This is a genomic window from uncultured Parasphingorhabdus sp., assembly GCF_963975555.1.
Lineage (GTDB): Bacteria > Pseudomonadota > Alphaproteobacteria > Sphingomonadales > Sphingomonadaceae > Parasphingorhabdus.
On record NZ_CAXBHH010000001.1, the window covers coordinates 247,283 to 268,423 of the forward strand.

General features: G+C 57.9%; 18 protein-coding genes. 14 read left to right on the forward strand and 4 right to left on the reverse strand.

Features of this window, described 5'->3' with window-relative positions:
- Positions 1-3 precede the first annotated feature (3 nt).
- From AAC060_RS01150 to AAC060_RS01160, 3 genes are read left to right on the forward strand one after another with little or no spacing between them, the layout of a single operon-like run.
- Entirely contained in the window at positions 4-2,211 is a 2,208-nt protein-coding gene (locus tag AAC060_RS01150) for a molybdopterin cofactor-binding domain-containing protein (protein ID WP_339821923.1), read from the forward strand.
- 13 nt (positions 2,212-2,224) lie between these two features.
- A complete protein-coding gene (locus AAC060_RS01155) occupies positions 2,225-2,701 on the forward strand; it encodes a c-type cytochrome (protein WP_339821925.1) in 477 nt (158 codons plus the stop codon).
- On the forward strand, positions 2,698-3,300 hold the full coding sequence (locus AAC060_RS01160; RefSeq protein WP_339821927.1) for a nucleotidyltransferase family protein: 603 nt from the start codon (positions 2,698-2,700) through the stop codon (positions 3,298-3,300). The genes AAC060_RS01155 and AAC060_RS01160 overlap by 4 nt, the downstream gene beginning before the upstream one ends.
- On the opposite strand, the gene AAC060_RS01165 is transcribed toward AAC060_RS01160, so the two are convergent.
- Both AAC060_RS01165 and AAC060_RS01170 read right to left on the reverse strand, forming a co-directional pair.
- Positions 3,301-4,071, reverse strand: a complete 771-nt coding sequence (locus AAC060_RS01165) for a hypothetical protein (RefSeq protein ID WP_339821930.1) — start codon at positions 4,069-4,071, stop codon at positions 3,301-3,303.
- The gene (locus tag AAC060_RS01170; protein WP_339821932.1) at positions 4,068-4,709 is read right to left on the reverse strand and encodes a queuosine precursor transporter; all 642 of its coding nucleotides are present in this window, start codon (positions 4,707-4,709) and stop codon (positions 4,068-4,070) included. Before AAC060_RS01170 ends, AAC060_RS01165 begins: the two co-directional genes overlap by 4 nt.
- A gap of 126 nt (positions 4,710-4,835) precedes the next feature.
- On the opposite strand from AAC060_RS01170, the gene AAC060_RS01175 reads away from it, so the two are divergent.
- The 6 genes from AAC060_RS01175 to AAC060_RS01200 all read left to right on the forward strand — a co-directional run bounded on the left by AAC060_RS01175 (position 4,836) and on the right by AAC060_RS01200 (position 12,239).
- Positions 4,836-5,405 (forward strand): TIGR00730 family Rossman fold protein, encoded by a 570-nt coding sequence (locus AAC060_RS01175; protein ID WP_339821934.1) that lies wholly within the window; start codon positions 4,836-4,838, stop codon positions 5,403-5,405.
- 37 nt (positions 5,406-5,442) lie between these two features.
- Positions 5,443-6,678: a NupC/NupG family nucleoside CNT transporter gene (locus tag AAC060_RS01180; protein WP_339821937.1), complete on the forward strand. Its 1,236-nt coding sequence runs from the start codon at positions 5,443-5,445 to the stop codon at positions 6,676-6,678.
- A gap of 44 nt (positions 6,679-6,722) precedes the next feature.
- Positions 6,723-7,667, forward strand: a complete 945-nt coding sequence (locus AAC060_RS01185) for a 2-oxoglutarate and iron-dependent oxygenase domain-containing protein (protein WP_339821939.1) — start codon at positions 6,723-6,725, stop codon at positions 7,665-7,667.
- On the forward strand, positions 7,664-8,275 hold the full coding sequence (gene udk, locus AAC060_RS01190; protein WP_339821942.1) for a uridine kinase: 612 nt from the start codon (positions 7,664-7,666) through the stop codon (positions 8,273-8,275). Before AAC060_RS01185 ends, udk begins: the two co-directional genes overlap by 4 nt.
- 262 nt (positions 8,276-8,537) lie before the next feature.
- A complete protein-coding gene (locus AAC060_RS01195; protein ID WP_339821945.1) occupies positions 8,538-11,054 on the forward strand; it encodes a TonB-dependent receptor in 2,517 nt (838 codons plus the stop codon).
- Positions 11,055-11,237: 183 nt separating this feature from the next.
- On the forward strand, positions 11,238-12,239 hold the full coding sequence (locus tag AAC060_RS01200; protein WP_339821947.1) for an SDR family NAD(P)-dependent oxidoreductase: 1,002 nt from the start codon (positions 11,238-11,240) through the stop codon (positions 12,237-12,239).
- A 1-nt stretch (position 12,240) separates the two neighbouring features.
- Here the strand turns inward: AAC060_RS01200 and AAC060_RS01205 are convergent, their stop codons facing one another.
- A complete protein-coding gene (locus AAC060_RS01205) occupies positions 12,241-12,807 on the reverse strand; it encodes an NAD(P)H-dependent oxidoreductase (RefSeq protein WP_339821950.1) in 567 nt (188 codons plus the stop codon).
- 153 nt (positions 12,808-12,960) lie between these two features.
- Between AAC060_RS01205 and AAC060_RS01210 the strand changes: the two genes are divergently transcribed.
- The 3 genes from AAC060_RS01210 to AAC060_RS01220 all read left to right on the forward strand — a co-directional run bounded on the left by AAC060_RS01210 (position 12,961) and on the right by AAC060_RS01220 (position 17,756).
- Positions 12,961-14,121 (forward strand): acyl-CoA dehydrogenase family protein, encoded by a 1,161-nt coding sequence (locus AAC060_RS01210; RefSeq protein WP_339821953.1) that lies wholly within the window; start codon positions 12,961-12,963, stop codon positions 14,119-14,121.
- 140 nt (positions 14,122-14,261) lie between these two features.
- Positions 14,262-15,476 carry an acetyl-CoA C-acetyltransferase gene (locus AAC060_RS01215; RefSeq protein ID WP_339821955.1) on the forward strand — a complete coding sequence of 405 codons (1,215 nt, stop codon included), beginning with the start codon at positions 14,262-14,264 and terminating at the stop codon, positions 15,474-15,476.
- Positions 15,477-15,566: 90 nt separating this feature from the next.
- A complete protein-coding gene (locus AAC060_RS01220) occupies positions 15,567-17,756 on the forward strand; it encodes a 3-hydroxyacyl-CoA dehydrogenase NAD-binding domain-containing protein (RefSeq protein ID WP_339821958.1) in 2,190 nt (729 codons plus the stop codon).
- 54 nt (positions 17,757-17,810) lie between these two features.
- Here the strand turns inward: AAC060_RS01220 and AAC060_RS01225 are convergent, their stop codons facing one another.
- A complete protein-coding gene (locus AAC060_RS01225) occupies positions 17,811-18,539 on the reverse strand; it encodes a TetR/AcrR family transcriptional regulator (protein ID WP_339821959.1) in 729 nt (242 codons plus the stop codon).
- A gap of 121 nt (positions 18,540-18,660) precedes the next feature.
- Here AAC060_RS01225 and AAC060_RS01230 point away from each other — a divergent pair, with 121 nt between their 5' ends.
- Entirely contained in the window at positions 18,661-20,283 is a 1,623-nt protein-coding gene (locus AAC060_RS01230) for a carboxyl transferase domain-containing protein (RefSeq protein WP_339821962.1), read from the forward strand.
- Positions 20,280-21,092, forward strand: a complete 813-nt coding sequence (locus AAC060_RS01235) for an enoyl-CoA hydratase-related protein (protein WP_339821965.1) — start codon at positions 20,280-20,282, stop codon at positions 21,090-21,092. The genes AAC060_RS01230 and AAC060_RS01235 overlap by 4 nt, the downstream gene beginning before the upstream one ends.
- Positions 21,093-21,141 lie beyond the last annotated feature (49 nt).

Genomic DNA, 21,141 nt, shown 5'->3' on the forward strand with positions numbered 1-21,141 from the left:
ATCATGGGCAAATGGTCAAGACGCGCATTCATCGGCGCCGGTGTGGTAGCCGGTGGTGCTCTGGTTGTCGGTGTTGCCGTCCGTCAGGGCAATCCTATCGACAAGCTGGGTCCGCTAATCACCAATGGCGAGAATGAGCAGTTGCTCAACGCCTGGGTCAAGGTTGATGCCGACAATATCGTCACCGCCGTCATCCCGCATGTCGAAATGGGTCAGGGTGTCTATACCGCGCTGGCCCAGATGCTGGCGGACGAGATGGATGCCGACTGGAACAAGGTGCAGATTCTCGAAGCGCCTGCCGACAAGCAATATGTATCCGATTCCATCGGTCGCGATTTTCTGTTTCCCGATCTCGAAGTCCCGGCGCTGTTCGAACCGACGGTCGCGGGCGGCATATTGGAACTGGCGCAGGCAATGGGTCTGCAATTCACCGGCGGCAGTTACTCGGTGCGCGCCACCGGCCAGCGTGCGATGCGCACCGCCGGCGCTGCTGCCCGCGAGATGCTGGTGGCGGCAGCAGCGAGCGAATGGCAAGTCCCGACGAGCGAAATCACAACGGCAGACAGCATGCTCATCCATGCCAAAAGCGGCAAGTCCGAACCGTTCGCGAAATTCGCTCTCGCCGCAGCAGAGCAAAGCCTGCCCGCCAAGCCCAAGCTCAAGTCACCGGAAAATTACAAGATCATGGGCCAGCCAAAGGCCCGCCACGATATTCCGGCAAAGGTCGATGGCAGTGCGGTTTTCGGTATTGATGCCGATGTCCCGGGGATGAAATATGCAGCGGTCAAGGCCCCTCCGGTCATCGGCGCCGCGGTTGAATCGATGGATGCTAGCACCGCCAAGACCATGCCCGGCGTGCTGCAGATTCTCAACATGGGGGATTTTGTCGCCGTGGTTGCCGATGGCTATTGGCAGGCCCAACAGGCGCTGGGCACCATCAACGCCCAATATAGCAAAACCGAAGGTGACAGCCTCGATCACGACGCTATCTTCGCCCGTTACGCGAGCTCTCTGGACGAAGCCGGTGAAGACGGCGGCGATATGCAAACTGAAGCGGGTGATGTCGCCAAGAGCTTCGCCGGTGCAGCGACCAAGGTCGAAGCCGAATATAAAGTGCCTTTCCTCGCTCATGCGACGATGGAGCCGATGAACTGCACCGCTTGGGTCCGCGATGGCAAATGCGATGTGTGGTCGGGCCATCAGGCTCCGGTCAATGCACGCCAGGCAGCGGCCGATGCCGCTGGGCTCGCGTTCGAGGATGTGACTTATCACAACGCCTATCTCGGCGGCGGCTTTGGTCGCCGTTCGACAAGCGACTATATCACCATGGCGACGCGGATCGCCAGCGCGACCGGCTATCCGGTCAAGATGATCTGGTCGCGGGAAGAGGACACGGCGCAGGACCATTATCGTCCGTCGGCGACCAGTCGCTTTCGCGGCGGGCTCGACAAGGATGGCAAGGCAGTCAGTTGGGACAATATCCACACCCACCTGTTTGATCCCGCAGACGCGCCCACCATACCCCATTACAACATCGCCAGTCACAAGATTCGCAAGGTCGACGTGCCGATGCATCTCCGCTTCGGCCCCTGGCGTTCGGTCGACCACAGCCAGCACGGCTTTTTCATCGAATCCTTTGTCGATGAAATGGCCCATGCCGCCGGCAAGGATGGTTATGCTTTCCGCCGCGAATTGCTGGCAGAATCTCCGCGTCATTTGAAAGTGCTCGATACCGCCGCGAAAATGTCGGGCTGGGGCAGCGCGCTACCGGAAAAACATGGTCGGGGAATCGCCTTTGTCCCGTCCTTCGGGTCGATTGTCGCACAGGTTGCCGAAGTCGACATGAGCGGACCCAAGCCGAAGGTGACAAAAGTCTATGTCGCCGCGGATCCCGGATTTGTCATCAACCCCGACGGCTTTACTGCACAGATGGAAAGCGCGATTGTCTATGGCCTGACCGCAGCGCTTTATGGCGATATCACGCTCAAGGACGGCGCGGTCCAGCAAAGCAATTTCCACGACTATCCAATGCTGCGGATCGACGAGATGCCAGAGGTCGAAGTGGCACTGATCAACGGCGATCACGAGCGTCTGGGCGGTGGTGGTGAACCCGGCCTGCCGCCCATTGCTCCTGCCGTCACAAACGCGATATTTGCCGCCACCGGTAAGCGAATTCGTGAACTGCCCTTGTCCAAACACAGCTTTGCCTGATCGGAATCTAGACATGACCACAGTGCGAAACCTTGCCTGTCTTTCCGTTTTTCTACTCGCCGCCTGTGGCGCCGATCCGGCGCCGGGACCGGTGGAGCAAATCATCGTTCGCGACCCCGGAGCGGCACCAGCCGTCGCCGTTGCCGCCGCAGAGACCAATGCGGACGCTCCAGCCAGCGCGCTGCTCGCCGACGGAAAAGCTGCCTTCGCCAGTTGCTCCGCCTGCCACAGTCTGGAACAGGGCGCGCCCAATGGGGCTGGTCCCAATCTGTTCGGGATTATCGGCAGCGCAGCCGGGAAAGTTGCCGGATTTTCCTATTCCGATGCCATGAAAACCTCGGGCGTCACCTGGACAGCGGCTGAACTCGAAAGCTTCATCGCCGATCCAGCCGCAAAAATTCCCGGCACGACGATGGTCGCGGGCGCGATTGCGGATCCGGCGAAAAGACAGGCGGTCATCGCCTATCTCGAAAGCGCCACCGCCAATTGAGTAAAGATCCCGGCATCATGCTGGCGCTGCTCGCTGCCGGACAGTCCCGCAGATTTGGTGATCAGGACAAGCTGGCCGCATTGCTCGGCGAGAATATGCTCGGCCTGCACGCGGCGGAAACCGGAACGGGCCTGCCCTTCGCGCACAAGCTGGTGATCGGTTCGCCAGACCATCGCTGCGCGAAACAATGGCGCGGACTGGGTTATCAGATCATTGCCAATGAAGACGCGGCCCTGGGCCAGGCAACCTCTGTCCGGCTGGCCGCGTCTCATGCCATCGACACCGGCGCAGCAGCGCTGTGCATCATGCTGGCCGACATGCCGTTCGTCACGCGCGACCATCTCGTCAAGTTGATCGAGGCCTTCGATAAATCGGGTCGTACAAGCACGGTCGCCTCCTCCCGCAGCGGGCAGGCGATGCCGCCAGCGATTTTCCCGTCCGGCGCGCTGAAAAGGCTAATGGAACTGGAAGGGGATGCAGGCGCTCGCAGGCTACTGACGGATGCCCGTCTGGTGGCGGGCGATGATCACATGCTCATGGATATTGATACCGAAGAAGACCTGGCTGAGGCGAATCTGATATTTGATAAAATCGGCTAGTTATTCGCCGAAAAGCACAGCGGGCTCGGCAAGAAAGACATCCTCTCTCGCCTCCAGTCCTTCTAAGATCTTATATTTATGCGCCGCCCCAAACAGGATCAGAACACGTTTTTCCTGCCCCTTCACCCGATCCAGTGCGTTGTTGATATTGGCCAGATGCGCCGCGTTGATCGCGCGCCAGCCGCCGGACCCGAGGTCGTCGCCGAACAGACGCTCGTAAGTCTTCTGACGTGCTTTGACCGCTGCATCATAAGCGCCGGAATGAATGAAAGCGGGGTCATCCGAGCGACCCGCCAAGGCTTTGCCATATTGCTGGATAGCCGCCTGATATTCTGACCAGTCCTCTGCCCGCCCCGGGTCCGCTGCCAGCCGCTTTTCCACCGCGCTCCGTTCGGCGGCAATTTCTGCTGTCCAGGCGGCGACCGGAATCATCTCGAAGCCCAAATCCTTGCGCAGCGGAAAAACGACATCGGTCAGTTCGGGAAAATTGTCGGCCCGGCTTTCCCGGACCTCGCCAAATTGGTCGAAATTTGCCGAGGCTATGCCAAAACGATCTGGCGGCAGTTCCACCATGACAATATCGGGGTCAAATTTGACAATCGCCTGTCGCAGCACGTCCAGCGAATAATCCTCGCTGCTGCGATGCTGGCCGTGAAGAGCACCGACCACGGTAATGATGGCTGCACCTTCGGGCGGGGATGCAAGTGGCTGGGGACCGCAGCCGGTCAAACCGAGCAATAGAACTGAGAGGCAGGCCGCAAGAGCCTTCATTCGCGATCCAGTCTCCGACCCAGTTTCACAAAGAAGATGATCAGGAAGGGAACCAGCAGAAAGGACAACACCACCTTGGCCGACCCTTGGCCGAGCAACAATTGTCCGATTGGCCGTTCGCCGTAAAAGGCGATGGTGATGAAAATGAGCGTATCGACAATCTGCGACAGGGCGCTGGCAATGGCGGCGCGCAAGGCGAGCATCGCGCCCTTCATATTGGCGAGGCGGGAGAAGATATAGACGTTGAGGAACTGCGACACGCCATAAGCGATGATTCCGGCGAACATCAGCCTCGCGCCTTGTGACAATATGATCGGAAAAGCTTCTTTCGCCGGTTCATACATCCCTGGATCGGTCGGCAGCGCCAATACGATCTGGATCAGAATGATCGCGGTGATCAGCGGAATGAAGCCAAAACGGACCAGCCGGTTGGCGACATCCCGGCCATGCAATTCGGCGACCGAACTCGACAATACCACCAGCAAAAGAAACGGAAAGATCCCGGATTCGACCGCCAGCGGCCCGAGCGCTACCTGCTTTGCGCCCAATATTCCGGCGATGCAGGTCATCCCGCCATAGAGGACCGCGAACACAAACAGGGAGCGCGGGATGAGGTTGGTTTTTGAAGTTTCGTTCATCGCGATTGCCTAGCGTGATCGGCCGCGAAAAAAAAGAAATAGTCACAAGTGTGATTTTTTCTATAGGGAAAAGAATATTGAACACAGCAGATCGCGGCCCCTTGTGTCGCGCGATCGGGGGATAGTTTGCAGAGACTGGCAGTTTATTGCGGTGCCAATGCCGGGCAGGACCCGGCCTATGCCGAAACGACAATATTGCTCGGCAAGGCCATGGCAGCGCGCCATGTCGATCTGGTCTATGGCGGTGGCCGGCTCGGTCTGATGGGAATCATCGCTGACACCGTGCTCGCCGAAGGTGGCCGGGTTCATGGCGTCATTCCCGAGATGCTGAAAGATCTGGAAGTCGCGCATCAGGGCGTCACCGAGCTGCACATCGTCCAGAATATGCACGAGCGCAAAGCCAAAATGACCGATCTGACCGACGCCTTTGTCGCCTTGCCGGGCGGTGTCGGCACGATGGACGAATTGTTCGAGGCCTGGAGCTGGAACGCGCTCGGCTATCATAACAAGCCCTTCGCCATATTGAATATCGCCGGCTACTGGGATTCGCTGATCGATTTTCTCGATAAAATGTCGGAACAGGGTTTTGTGTCCGCCGAACGGCGCAAACATCTGATCATCTCCGACAATATCGACGACTGCCTGGACCGCTTGGCTGCCGCCTGCAACACCGAAACCGGCAGTTTCACCTGGTGAGCCATATCCGACACGAAATATTGACTGGAAGAGTCCGATGATACCGTTCCTGACAAGCATGGCCGGTATGGCATTGATCCTGCTGATCGCCTTCGGCCTTTCGACCGGGCGGAAAAATATCCGCTTCCGCGTGGTCGGAGCCGCCTTTGCGCTGCAGGCCGGAATAGCCGTCATCGTGCTTTATATACCAGCCGGGAAAAGGATCATCGAAGCCATGGCTTTCGGCGTTTCCAACCTGCTGGGCTATGCATCGGCGGGCACCAATTTCATCTTCGGCCCGCTCGCCGATCCGTCGATTGGCGGCAACAGTTTTGCTATCGCCGCGCTGCCGGTCATCATCTTCTTCTCGGCGCTGATTTCGATCCTCTATTATCTCGGGGTGATGCAATTCATCATCAAATGGGTAGGCGGCGGCATCCAGAAGGTCACCGGCATCTCCAAGGTCGAATCGCTTTGTGCGGCGGCGAATATCTTCGTCGGCCAGTCCGAATCGCCGCTGGTCATCCGCCCCTATCTCGCTAGCCTGACCCAGTCGCAGCTGTTCACCGTGATGAGCGTCGGCATGGCCGGCGTCGCCGGCACGATCCTCGCCGCTTATGCCGCGATGGGTATCCGCATCGACTATCTGCTCGCCGCCGCCTTCATGTCGGCGCCTGGCGGGATATTGATGGCCAAGATCATCATGCCGGACAATCCCGAAGATCCGGCCCCCGAAGAGCTGGTTGTCGCTGTCGAATATGAAGAGGAAAAGCCGGCCAATATCATCATGGCCGCAGCCATGGGCGCGCAGACCGGTGTCAAACTGGCGGTCGCGGTCGGCGCGATGGTGCTCGCCTTTGTCGCGCTGGTCGCGATGGCCAATGGCTTGCTCGGCGGCATTGGCGGATGGTTCGGCATGCCGGATCTCAGCTTCCAGATGATCATCGGCTATATTTTTGCCCCGATCATGTTTCTGCTCGGCGTGCCCTGGAACGAAGCGCTCGGAGCGGGCGGCCTGTTCGGCACCAAAGTGGTCCTCAACGAATTTGTTGCCTTTATCGAACTGGGCAAGATGCAGGACGGCATTTCGCCTCTGACCAACGCCATCGTCATCTTCGCCCTGTGCGGTTTTGCCAATTTCAGCAGCATCGCCATCCAGCTTGCCGTCACCGGCGGCCTTGCCCCCAACCAGCGTCCGGTCATCGCCCGGCTCGGATTGCGCGCGCTGGCCGCAGGATCGCTCGCCAACCTGATGAGCGCAGCGCTCGCCGGCATCCTGCTGTCGCTCGGCTGATTCATCCCGATTGACAAAGCAGCACCGGAGCGCATTTTAAGAGCATGACCCAAAATCAGGATACATTGGCCGCCGTTTCGCTCACCATGGCGGACGAAGACAGCGACGCTTTTGCCGAGCGGATCGGCCGCAGCTTTGCCGATTGGGGCTTTGCCGTGGTCGCCGATCACGGCATCCCGGCGGAACTGATCGAACGCGCCGAGACCATGTCGCGCACCTTTTTCGCCCTGCCCGAAGAGGTCAAACGCTCCTATCACATTGCTGGCGGTGGCGGCGCGCGCGGTTACACACCATTTGGCACCGAAAGCGCCAAGGATAGCAACATCAGCGATCTCAAGGAATTCTGGCATATCGGCCGCGACCTGCCAGCCGGCCATGCTTTCGAACCCTATATGCCGCCCAATATCTGGCCAAAGGAACTCGACGGGTTCCGGGAAACATATCTCGAAATGTTCGCCGCCTTCGACAAGGCGGGCGCTCGCATCCTCGAGGCGATAGCCCGCTTCCTCGGACTCGCACCGGATTTCTTCGTCGATACGGTGCGCGATGGCAATTCGGTGATGCGGCTGATCCACTATCCGCCCGTACCCGAAGATTCGCCAGCGGTCCGCGCGGGCGCGCATGAGGATATCAACACGATCACCCTGCTGATCGGTGCCGAAGAGGCCGGTCTGGAATTGCTCGACAAAAACGGTCAATGGCGGCCGGTTACCCCGAAGGCCGGCGAGCTTGCCGTGAATATCGGCGACATGCTGCAGCGACTGACCAACAACCGCCTGCCCTCGACCACCCACCGCGTGGTCAATCCCGCACCGGAACGGCGTGGCCATTCGCGCTATTCCATGCCCTTCTTCCTCCACTTCCGGCCCGACTATCTGATCGAAACGCTGCCGAGCTGCGTCGATGACACCCACCCCGATCTCTATCCGGAACCGATCACCGCGCATGACTATCTGATGCAGCGCCTGCGCGAGATCGGCCTCATATGAACCCGAAGGTGATTGGCATCAGCGGTGGCAGCTGTTCCGGAAAAACGACACTGACCCGCAAAATCTTCGCAAAGCTGGGACCGGATCAATGCGTGGTGCTGCCGCAAGACGACTATTTTTTCGGCTTTGGCGATGCGCCAAAGGGCAAGGGCGGCCCCAATTTTGATCATCCCAATGCCGTCGACTTTGATCAAATGTGCGCGCAATTGCGCCAGTTGAAGAGCGGCGAGGCGATTGACCGGCCGCTGTATGATTTTCCCACCCATATGCCGAAAGCGGAAACCGAGCGGACCGAGCCACGGCCACTAATCTTGATCGACGGCATATTGATCCTGCAGCACCAGCCGTTGCGCGACCTGCTGGATCTCAGCATTTTCGTCGAATGCGATTCCGAAACTCGTTTTGCCCGACGACTCGAACGCGATGTCCGCGAACGCGGTCGTACGGCCCAGTCGGTACATGAACAATTCTCGAACCAAGTCGGTCCGATGCACGATCTCCACGTCGAACCATCAAAAAGCCACGCCGATATCGTGATAAATTCGCAACAGTGCGGAACGGCTTTCGACCCATTGTTTGAGAAGATCGCTTCGCTAATAAAATACTGAAAACAATATCCTAATTTTGGATATTCGGTCGCCAAAGCACTTTTTTTCCACCGATATTGCGGCAAATTCACGCGGCGGAAAATAATTAAAATGCTGCAGTGCGGCATAAGCCGTTTCAATTGAGACAAAACTGTCATTATTGGCCCCTACAGACGACCGGCGTTGATCTGGTGGCACATTTTTGGTGTCGGCAATCGAGCTCATGACAGTAATTTATTGCGGCGCACAATCTATTGCGGCGCACAAACGGGGAATTCATAACATGAAGATCAGATATCTTTTGGCTGTCAGCACAGTCAGCCTTTCCACAGCAGGCCTGATGGCTACATCCGCTTCGGCCCAGTCGACCGGCTCGATCGATTTCGAGAATGATGTTATCGTCGTAACAGGCGGTCGAAGCAGTGATGTTGGCGGAGTAGAAATTCCCAATACGCCGAAGGCAAAGCAGGTTCTCGACGAAGAAATCATCCGGCGTGCGCGCCCCGGCCAGACGGTCAACGATATTATCAACCTGGTCCCGGGCGTCAGCTTCCAGAATAACGACCCCTGGGGTTCTTCCGGCGGTTCGTTCACGATCCGCGGTTTCAGCGATGACCGTATCTCCCAGACACTCGACGGCCTGCCATTGAACGATTCCGGCAACTACGCGCTTTACACCAACCAGCAGGTCGACTCTGAAATCATCGAACAGGTTAACGTCAATCTCGGCGTGACCGATGTCGACAGCCCGACCGCTTCGGCCGTTGGCGGTACCATCAACCTGCGTACCCGCGAACCGAGCGACGAGTTCAAGCTTACCGGCACGCTTTCCGTCGGCAGCACGTTTGCCAATGGCGACACCGACAACCGTAGCCGCCTATATATGCGCGGCTTTGGCATGATCGACACTGGCGACATCACCGGCTTCGGCACCAAGGCTTTCTTCTCGGCTAGCTATACGCGCTACAACAACCCGTTCAACAATTACGGCACTGTGGAAAAACAGCAGTATAACGGCCGTATCTGGCAGGATATCGGCAGCAATGGCGACTTTATTTCTGTAGCGGGCCATTATAACGAGAACCGCAACAATTTCTTTGGTTCGTTCCCGCTCAGCGGCTTCCCGGCAACCAAGGAAGACCGCTTTTACGACATCGCTTATCCCTGCACGGTCGAAGCTCCGGTTGCAGGTACCGCGCAGAGCGACAATAATTGTGGTGCAGAATTCGATCGCCGCTGGAATCCTTCGAATACCGGCAATATTCGCGGTTCGTCACGCTTCACCCTTGCGGACAATCTAATCCTTACGGTTGACCCAAGCTATCAATATGTCAAAGCCAACGGCGGCGGCGACGAAGAATTGCTTGAACAAACCCGCAACGTAGGCGGCGTTCCGATGACCGGCTTTATTTCGGGAAAATATTATTTCGGTCGCGATCTCAACGGCGATGGCGATATACTCGACGAAGTCACAGGTCACGATCCCAGCCAGACCCGTACACGTCGCTACGGCGTTATTTCGAACCTTTCGTTCGAGCTGAACCCGGACCATCGCTTCCGTCTTGCCTATACTTATGACGATGCAAACCATCGCCAGACCGGCCAGACCTCGGTTGCACTTCTGAACGGCGATATTGCCGACGTTTTCCCGGTCAACAACGGTCTGGTAACCGTCGACGGCTTTGAACTGAACAAGCGCGATCGCCAGTCCTATGCAACACTGCATCAGATTTCAGGTGAATATCGCGGTACTTTCGGTAACCTTACGACGGTCCTCGGTATACGGGCACCGTTCTTCAAGCGCGAACTTAACCAGAATTGCTACACCACTTCGGCAAGCGGTTTCCTCGATTGTGTCGGCGGCGTAAGCGCAGCCTATGAAGCAGCAAACCCGTATAGCTATGATGCAGCGACGAACACCGTGTCAGGCTCCGCCCTGCCGACATCGCGGACCTATAAATATGATGACATTCTGCCCAACATCGGTCTGACCTATGCTTTCGGCAGCGCGTCCATCTTCGCAAACTATGCCAAGGGTCTTTCCGTACCGGCCACCGATCCGCTCTATGACTCGCTATACTTCCCTGAGGATGCTCCTGGCGTTCAGCCCGTGCCTGAAACGACCGACAGTCTCGATCTGGGGGTTCGGTATCGGACCGGCCAAATCCAGGCCCAGTTTGCTGGCTGGTTCACCCGTTATAATAATCGGTTGGCGTCGTCTTATGACCCTATTCTTGATGAATCAGTATTCCGGAATCTTGGTCGCGTAGACAAATATGGTCTTGATGCCTCTATCGCCTGGACGCCAACACCATCGACAATGTTCTATATCTTCGGTTCGATCAACGAATCGGACATCCAGGATAATGTTCAGACTGACGTTTGCTCGGCTGCTGACATAGTCAACGGCGTTGCTCAATGTACGGCGGTTGGTGATCCGATCTTCGCATTGACCGCTGGCAATAACGAGAGCGGAGCCCCGCTCTGGTCCGTTGGTGCCCGCGTTCAGCAGCAATTTGGCGATTTCGAACTGGGTGCTCAGGTCAAGCACACCGGCAAACGCTGGGCGAATGATACCAACGACACATCGGTTAAAGGTTATACGCTGGTCGATCTCGACCTTCGCTGGACGATTACGCAAAATCCATTCGGCGATGATGTTGCGTTGCAGCTGAACGTTACCAACCTGTTCGACAAGCTGTATGTCGGCGGTTTTGGCGGTGACTTGGAAAGCTCTTCGCCTTTCGTCCAGATCGGCGCGCCACGGGCAGCGAGCCTCTCGCTGATCTTCGGTTACTGAGCCGAAAGCCTATCCGGCCTGGTGTGACACGAGATCGCGCCGGGCCCATAGAAATCAAAAAAACGGCGGTGCTGAAAAGTGCCGCCGTTTTTCTTTGCCCTCGGCGGGGACAGCTGGTTTCGCTTGTGAAATCTTTACCGGTTCGTGCTAGAGGCACCGCGATTACTATCAACGGGAACCATCATGCCTGATACCGACATTTCGCCCATTCTGGTAACCGGAGCCGCCGGTTTCATCGGCCATGCCGTCTCGACCCGGCTCGTGGAGCGAGGGGAAACGGTAATCGGGATCGATAACCTCAACGATTATTATGATCCGGCGCTGAAAGCCGCGCGGCTCGCCAATCTCAAGGCGCTGGACGGCTTCCGCTTCGTAGAGATGGATGTGTCCGATGCCGATGGCGTCAAGACGCTGGTCCAGAACAACGAGGTACAACGGATCATCCATCTCGCGGCACAGGCCGGGGTGCGGTACAGCATTGAAAACCCGTTCGCCTATCAGAAGTCCAACCTGCAGGGCCATTTGTCGTTGCTCGAAGCCAGCCGCCATGCGGAGAATTTCCAGCATCTGGTCTATGCGTCCTCGAGCTCGGTCTATGGCGACAAGCCGATGGGCGGGGAAGGATTCACCGAAGAAGAACCCGCCATCGATCCGGTCTCGCTCTATGCAGCGACCAAACGCTCCGGCGAGTTGATGAGCCAGTCCTACGCAAAGCTCTATGGTTTTCCCATGACCGGCCTCCGCTTCTTCACTGTCTATGGCCCCTGGGGTCGGCCCGACATGGCCTATTTCGGTTTCACCCAGAAGATCTTGGCGGGAGAATCGATCGAGGTTTACGGTCAGGGTAAGATGGCGCGGGATTTCACCTATATTGACGATATTGTCGACGGCATTTTGGGCGCGCTCGACCATCCACCCGAGCGGCACGGCCACCGCATCCTGAATATTGGCGACAGCCGCCCGGTCGGGCTGATGGACATGATCGGGGCGCTGGAAGAAGCGCTCGGTGTGGAAGCGAAAAAGATCATGCGCGACATGCAACCCGGCGATGTGACCTCGACCTATGCCGATGTCTCCAAGCTGCGCGCGCTGACCGGCTATGCACCGAAAGTGATGCTGGAAGACGGGTTGAAGCGTTTCGTCAGCTGGTATCGGGATTTCTACGGCAATCTGCCGCCGCAGTGATCTAGCGCGCTTCGGCGCGCTGCATGACTTGCTGTGCGGCCAGTTTCAGCTGTTCGTTCACGCCGGCATCGGCGCATATGCCATCGCTGAAAATACCGCCAGAGGCGTTGATCCCGACGCCGAGCGGAGTGGGCCAGCCGCGCAGGGAATGCACGATCGAGCGCAAGGCCGCCAGCGTGCTGCCAACCGCTTGCCAGCCATAGGCTGTTACGATCAGTCCGATGGGAACCCCGTCCAGATAGATGCGCTCGTCCCGTGCCGTCTCTTCGATATAATCAATGGCATTTTTCACCAGACCGGAAACCGTCCCGTGATAGCCGGGACTGGCGATCAGCACACCGTCCGCCCGGCGAACCAGTTCAACCAGTTCCTTGCCAGTGTCGCTCAGGCCTGCGGGGTCCGAAAGATAATGCGGCAGCGCCAGAAGGCGATCTGATCCGAACAGTTCGGTTTCCGCGCCTGCCTCTGCGGCGGACTGCAACGCTATCGCCAGAGCCTGCTCGGTCGAGGATGCCGGATTGGTCGTGCCGCCAAGGCCGAGGATGAAAGGTTTTTTTGTCTGTTTCACAATCATGCCATACCGACGAATGATCGCCAATTGCAACGGGCTTGTGCAAAGCGCCGGTTTCTTAATTGACCGATTAAATCAGGCACATTAAGACCGGCAACAACTGGCGGGCCTCGAGCGCGCTCATTTCTCCTCGGACCAAAGGATTATTCCATGCGCAAATTTACCGAAGAACAGCATATGTTCCGCGATGCCTATCGCCGTTTTCTGGCCGACGAAGTCGCCCCGCGGATGGACGAGTTTCGCGAAGCCGGGATCGTCGACCGCGAAATATTCAAGAAGGCTGGCGATCAGGGTTTCCTGATGGTCTGGCCGGACGAAAAATATGGCGGCATGGGCGACAATGATTTCCGCTATGAGCAGATCATTATCGAGGAAACCGCCCGCGCGGGCTGCGCCGAATGGTATAACACCCTCCACAGCCGTCTGGTCGGCCCTTATCTTAAGAATATCGGCAATGAAGAACAGCGCGAGCGCTTCCTGCCGAAATGTGTGACCGGCGAGACTATCCTAGCCGTCGCAATGACCGAGTCCGGCGCCGGCAGCGATTTGTCCGGCATGAAAAGTACGGCGAAAGACATGGGTGACCATTGGCTGCTCAACGGATCGAAAACCTATATCTCCAACGGCATTAACGCTGACGTCGTCATCGCCGCAGCGAAGATTGACGGTGTCGAAGACAAGCACGCGATGGTCCTCTTGATCCTCGAACGCGGCATGGAGGGCTTTGAACGCGGCCAGAATCTCGAGAAAATCGGCCTGCATGCGCAGGATACAGCCGAGCTGTTCTTCAATGACGTCAAGATACCAAAGGAAAATACGCTGGGTACACCCGGCAAAGGCTTCATCCATCTGATGGAAGGGCTGGCCGAGGAACGGCTGATCGCGATGGTCGGCTATGCTGCTTCCGCACGGCGCGCCTTTGATGTGACGCGCGAATTTGTCATGGATCGGGATGTTTTTGGCAAGAAACTGTCAGATATGCAGAATACCCAGTTCAGAATGGCCGAAATGGACGCGAAAATCGACATGCTGCAAGTCTATGTCGACCATTGTGTCGATATCCATAACCAGGGCGGACTGACCGCCAATATGGCTGCCAAGGGCAAGATGTTGGGCAGCGAGATCGAATGGGAAATGGCCGATCTCGGGCTGCAGCTGCACGGCGGCGCCGGCTATATGAAAGAATATGAGATCAGCCGGATATTCACAGACGCCCGGATGAGCCGGATTTATGCCGGATCGAGCGAGATCATGCGCTACATCGTCGGCCGCGACGTTTTCAGCCAGAAATATCAATCGATCCTCGATTAGTTTATGATGCAAACGGCACCAGGAGAAGGCGAGTCGCCTTCTCCTAAAGTTGACGTTTACGTAAACTGCTTGACTATGCTGCACTGCAACATTAGCATAAAGCAACATCCTTCCAATTCTTCCAGCGAGAGGAACCCCAAATGACGCAAGCTTTTATCTATGACGCAGTGCGATCGCCGCGCGGCAAGGGCCGTAACGATGGCGCCCTCCACGAAATCACCGCTCTCGACCTTTCCGCCCAGGTGCTGGCATCGATCAACGATCGCAACGAACTAGAGGGCCACGAAGTCGAAGACATCGCCTTTGGCTGTGTCTCTCCCGTCGGCGAGCAAGGCGCGGTGATCAGCCGCATGGCAGCACTGAAAGCCGGCTATGCCGACACAACATCGGCGATCCAGGTCAACCGCTTCTGCGGTTCCGGTCTCGAAGCGGTGAACATCGCGGCTGGCAAGGTCTGCTCCGGCGAAACCGATCTGGCGATTGGTGGCGGAATCGAATCCATGTCGCGCATCCCGATGGGCAGCGACGGTCTCGGCGGCATGGCCGACCCGACTCTCGTCTTTCAGGAATATTTTGTCCCGCAGGGCATTTCCGCCGATCTGATTGCCACGAAATATGGCTATAGCCGCGACGATGTCGACGCTTATGCGGTCGAAAGCCAGAAACGCGCCGCCATGGCGTGGGACGAAAAACGTTTCGCCAAATCGATCCTGCCAATCCGCGATGTGATTGGCGAAGTCGTGCTCGACCGTGACGAATTGATGCGGCCCGAAACCGATATGCAGTCGCTCGGCGCGCTTGGCCCCGCCTTCAAGATGATGGGCGAAGTCATGCCCGGCTTTAACGATGTCGCGATCCTCAAACATCCCGAGATCGAGAAGATCAACCATGTCCACCATGCAGGCAACAGCTCCGGTATCGTCGACGGTTCCGCAGCGGTTCTCGTCGGGAACGAAATGGCCGGCGAAAAATATGGGATGAAGCCGCGAGCGCGGATCATATCGATGGCCGCAATCGGCTCCGAACCCACGATCATGCTGACCGGCCCCGAATTTGCCGCCAAGAAGGCACTGGAACGTGCTGGAATGACAGCAAATGATATCGATCTGTGGGAATTGAACGAGGCCTTTGCTGCCGTCGTTCTGCGCTTCATGGATGCGATGAATGTCGACCATAGCGTGATGAACGTCAACGGCGGCGCGATCGCCATGGGCCATCCGCTCGGCGCGACCGGCGCGATGATCCTCGGCACCGCGCTCGACGAGCTCGAACGTTCCGGCAAGTCGACCGCTCTCGCGACTCTTTGCATCGGCGGCGGCATGGGTATCGCCACGATCATCGAACGGGTGAACTAATTGACTGCGCTCCGGCCAACACCGGGCGCAGGCTCCCTTTTTTGAACTGGATTCCGGCCTTTGCCGGAAAACGAATACAGGACAGAACACATGACCTACGAAACATTCACAGTCGATATTGACAGCGACGGCATTGCGCTGGTCACCATCGATCTTCCCGGCCAGTCGATGAACGTCTGGAACCAGGCCTTGATCACTGACTTCAAAACCTTCGTCGAAGACCTGATCAGCAAGGACGAAATCAAGGGCGCGGTCATCACCTCGGGCAAGAAATCGGGTTTCCTTGCTGGTGCCGACCTCAACATGCTCGGCGCGTCGAAAGCCGCCAGCATGGCCGAAGCGTTTGAAAGCGCATGGGAACTCAACGGCATGTTGCGCCGTATGGAAACCGGCGGCAACAGCGCCAAGGACCTGCTCAAGGGCACGGCCCACGCAAAACCCGTCGCCTGCGCCCTGAACGGCCTCGCGCTCGGCGGTGGCCTCGAACTCGCACTGGCCTGCCATTATCGCGTTTGCGCCGACAATCCCAAGATTCAGCTTGGCTTGCCAGAAGTACAGGTTGGCTTGCTGCCCGGCGGCGGCGGCACACAGCGCCTGCCACGCCTCTCCGGTCTGCAGGCTGCTGGCATGATGATCATGATGGGCGCGCCCACCAACCCGCAGGCTGCCAAGGCCCAGGGCTTTATCGACGAAGTTGTCCCCGCTGACGAAGTCGTCGCGAAAGCCAAAGAATGGGTCAAAGCCAATCCCAAGGCATCCGCGCCATGGGACAAAAAGGGCTATAAATTCCCCGGCGGCGCCGGATCGATGGATCCCCGCGCGGTGCCGCTTTATCTCGGCTCCTCGGCGATTGCGCTGAAGCAGAGCAAGGGCAATTACGAAGCGGTCAAGGCGATCCTGTCCTGCCTCTATGAAGGCTCGATGCTGCCGATCGACACTGCCCTGCGCGTCGAAAGCAAATATTTCACAAAATTGCTCTCCGGCCCGCAAGCCAAGAATATGATCCGTACCCTGTTCATCAACAAGCAGGCCGCGGAAAAGGGCGCAGCCCGCCCTGAAGGCGTACCACCGACCGAACTCAAGACCGTCGGCGTGCTTGGTGCCGGCCTGATGGGTTCCGGCATCACCCATGTCACGGCCAAGGGAGGCATGAATGTGGTCGTTCTCGATCGCAGCATGGAGGAAGCGCAGAAAGCTGTCGATTACAGCCAGAAGATCGTCGACAAGGGCGTGAAGCGTGGCAAGATGACGCAGGAAAAAGCCGATGCTTTCATGGCGCGGATCAAACCAACCGATAATTATGACGATCTGAAAGATGTCGACCTGATCATCGAGGCGGTATTCGAACGCCCCGACATCAAGGCCGATGTGATCAAGAAGACCGAAGCGGTCATCGGCAAGGATGTGGTCTTTGCGTCCAACACCTCGACCCTGCCGATCACCGGTCTGGCGAAGAATAGCGAACGCCCTGACCAGTTTATCGGCATGCATTTCTTCTCGCCGGTCGAGAAAATGCCGTTGCTGGAAATCATCCCTGGCGCCGAAACCGGCGACAAGGCTCTGGCGGTTGCGCTCGATTATAATGCGAAAATCCGCAAGGTTCCGATTGTAGTCAAGGACGTCCGCGGCTTCTACACCAACCGCGTGTTCCCGCCTTATGCCAATGAAGCGATGCTGATGGTCGCCGAAGGCGTGAAACCGGCGCTGATCGAAAATGCCGCAATTGCGATGGGCATGCCAATCGGCCCGCTCGCCGTGGTGGACGAGACGACCCTGCAACTCGGCTATGACATCATGACGTCAACCAAGGAAGAACTGGGCGACGCCTATGTTCCGAGCGGCACCGAGGATCTGATGGAGATCATGGTCAAGAAGATCGACCGTCGTGGTCGGCGTTTTGGCGGCGGTTTCTACGAATATGCGGACGACGGTTCGAAGAAATTGTGGCCCGGCCTCGCCGACCATTTCCCGCTGGCCGAAAAGCAGCCGGATGTGGAAGAGGTCAAACAGCGTTTGATGTTCATCCAGCTGATCGCCACCGCGCAATGTTTCGACGAAGGCGTCGTCTCCGATCCGCAATCCGCCGACCTCGGCGCGATCTTCGGCTGGGGCTTCGCGCCCTGGACCGGCGGTCCGATGAGTCATATCGACACGATGGGCGTCGACAATTTCGTCCGTATCGCAGACAATCTGGCGCAGAAATATGGCGAACGGTTCAAACCACCGATGAGCTTTCGTGAGAAAGCGGACGCTGGCGAGACTTTTTACAAAGCCGCTTAAGCCGGAACGACCGAAGATTAGAGAGAGCTCCTTCGGGGGCTCTTTTTTTGCCTGTCAGGAAAGCCGTTTTGCCAGTGCGTCGAGTTTTGCGTCGAGCTGCTCAATCTGCCGGGACATATGATCAATATTGGCGTTATCCCCGGGTTTAGCAGTACGGTCCGCTCCATAATGGGTGTCGAACAACGCCACCATCTGCTCAACCACCGGGCCTTGCTGTCGTTCGGCGCGTTCTGCCCCGATGGTCATCTCGATCGAACGCGCACTATATTCCAGAGTGCCATAGAAAATATCACGCGCCTGCCACAGCACCGCGTCCTGTCGCAATTCGCCGCGATCCTGCCCGCGTCGGAACAACTGGTCGAAAACCGCAACATAATGGCGCAGATGGTCGCGCGAGACGCTGACCTCGCTATTGTTGCGACGCAGGGCGAAGCTGAGATTGATGAAGTCCGCGTTCACAATCACCGTGTTCAGATGATATTGCGCTAGCGCCCGCAAACGGTCGGAAAAATCCTCCGCCGTCGTTGACGCCATGACCGCCTCGGCTTCCAGAGTGAGGCCGTCCCAGAATTTCTGCAAGACCGCGAGCATCAGCTCGGCCTTGGATTCATAATAGCTGTAGATCGTGCCTTCGCCGATACCGGCGCGGCGCGCGATCTCGGACATGCGCGCGCCGTCGAAGCCATGGTCGACGAAAATGCCGCGCGCCGCGTCCAGAATCGCCTGTTCCTTGCGCTCCAGCTTGCTCCGCTGGGTTTCCAGAGTAACCACCTTAGTCGCCAAAACCTGTCCTTTATTGAGCTTGACTCGAAAATACCGAGTGCTATTCAAATAGCCATAGGAGACTGAATGTGTCAAATGACGAATATTCCGCTGTGCCATTTCCCGCAAAGGCGTCCTGAATATGCCCCAGTTTAAATCGAAAATTGCCACCGGCTCCGACAGCTTTGCGCAAAACCGCAAAGACATGCTGACGCTGATCGATCATCTTCGCAGCCTCGAGAAGCGCGCGGTCGATGCGTCGGAAAAACGCCGTCCGACCTTTGAAAAACGCGGCCAGCTGACCCCGCACGAGCGGCTGACCCGTTTGCTCGATCCCGGCATGCCCTTCTTGCGCCTGTATAATATGGCCAATTATCTGCTCGAGGACAGCAATCCCGACACCAGCATTCCCGGCGGCAGCGTGATATTGGGCATTGGCTTTGTCAAAGGCGTTCGCTGCATGATCTGGGTCGATGACAGCGGCATCCGCGCTGGCGCGGCGACCTCCGGCGGCTGGGATGCCAGCAAGGGCGCGCAGAAAATTGCCCAGGATCTCAAATTGCCGTTCATCCACCTGGTCGAAAGTGCTGGCGCGAATCTGATGGAATATAAGGTTGAGCTCTGGGCTCACGGCGGGATGCTGTTCCGCAACCTTGCATGGCTAAGCGCGGCGGGTATCCCGACGATGGTGGTGCTGCACGGCCCATCGACCGCTGGCGGCGCCTATATGCCCGGCATGTCCGACTATGTGATCGGCATCCGCGACAACGGCATGGCAGCGCTCGGTGGCGCAGCGCTGGTCCACGCGGCAACCGGCGAGGTTGCCGACGACCGGGAGCTTGGCGGTACTGAAATGCACGCCTCGACCACCGGTAGCGTCGAATATCTCGCCGATGACGATGCCCACGGCATTGCCATTGCCCGCGAAACCATGGGCCGGCTCGACTGGAACAAGAATACCAAGCCGATTCGCCGCAATGACTATGAAGAGCCGGTCTACGACATCGACGAGATCGCCGGTGTGGTGCCGACCGATTATACCATTCCCTATGATGTCCGCGAAGTCGCGGCCCGGATCGTCGACGGTTCGGACTTCGAGGAGTTCAAGCCGCGCTACGGTCCCGGCACGGTCTGCATGCAGGCCAGCATCATGGGCCATGCGGTCGGGCTGATCGGCAATAACGGCCCGTTCGATCCCGAAGCGGCGGCCAAGGCGACCCATTTCTTCCAGCTTTGTGACCAGTCGCAGCTGCCGATCATCTTCCTGAACAACACCACCGGCTATATTGTCGGCACCGAGTCCGAGCATAAGGGCATGATCAAGCTCGGCAGCAAGATGATCCAGGCCGTGTCCAACGTCCGGGTGCCAAAACTGGCGCTTTACATCGGGGCGAGCTTTGGCGCGGGCAATTACGGGATGAGCGGCATCGCCTTCGAGCCCGATTTCCTGTTCAGCTGGCCCAATGCCAAAACTGGCGTCATGGCGGGAGCTTCGGCCGCCAACACAATGAGCCATGTCGCCCGGGTGCAAGCCAAACGCAAAGGCGTCGAGCCGGACGAAGAGGCTATTGGCAAACAGGAACAACGGATCAAGGATATTTTTGAAGCGCAGGAAAGCGCCTTCTTCACCTCCGGCCGGGTACTCGACAATGGCGTGATCGACCCGCGCGATAGCCGCAAGGTTCTGGGTTTTGCGCTGGAGACCATCTTCGAGGCGCAGAACCGGACTCTCCATCCCAATGCCTTCGGGGTGGCGCGGATATGACCGACCTTCCCGTAACCGAGACCCTGCAGCTCGAACTGAAGAACGGCTGGCTCACCATCTGGTTCAACCAGCCGGAAAACCGTAATGCCCTGAGCGATGCTCTGGTGGCAGAGCTGGGCGCTGTCCTGAAAAGCGTGCGCGACGATCGCAGCGTGCGCGGCATCACCCTGCGAGGCCGCGGCGGCGTCTTCTGTGCCGGCGCGGATCTCAAGAATTTCAAAGAGAATTTCCAGCAAAGCGGCGACCGTGCGGCAATCATCAAGATGTCGAGCGGCGCAGCGGAGATTTTCGACCTGGTGAACACCGCGCCGCAAGTGGTGATCGTATTGATCGAAGGCGCGGCCATGGCCGGCGGCTTCGGCTTGTCCTGCTGCGCCGATGTCGTGATCTGCGAAAGTGGTGCGCGCTTCGCGATGACTGAGACCGCCATTGGCGTGACACCGGCACAGATATCCCCCTTCGTGATCCAGAAACTCGGCTATGCCACCGGTCGCCGGTTGATGCTGACCGCCGCGCGGTTTGACGGAACAGAGGCCCATAAACTGGGATTCGCGGATTTTATCGCCGATGATGTCGCGGGTCTGGAAGCAATCGAAATGCAGCTCCGCAAACAGGTCCTGGGCGCAGCGCCGGGCGCCGTGGCTGCAACCAAAGAACTGCTTGGCCAGATCGCGGGCCAGCCGCGCGAAGAGGTGATCCGCCTTGCTGCGGAGAATTTCGCCGACCGGATGGTCAGCGACGAGGCCAAAGAAGGCGTCGCCAGCTTCTTTGAAAAGCGAAAGCCCAGCTGGGTGGTAAAACCGGAATGAGCAGATATTTGCAAATTCTTCCGTTCGTCCTGAGCTTGTCGGAGGACAG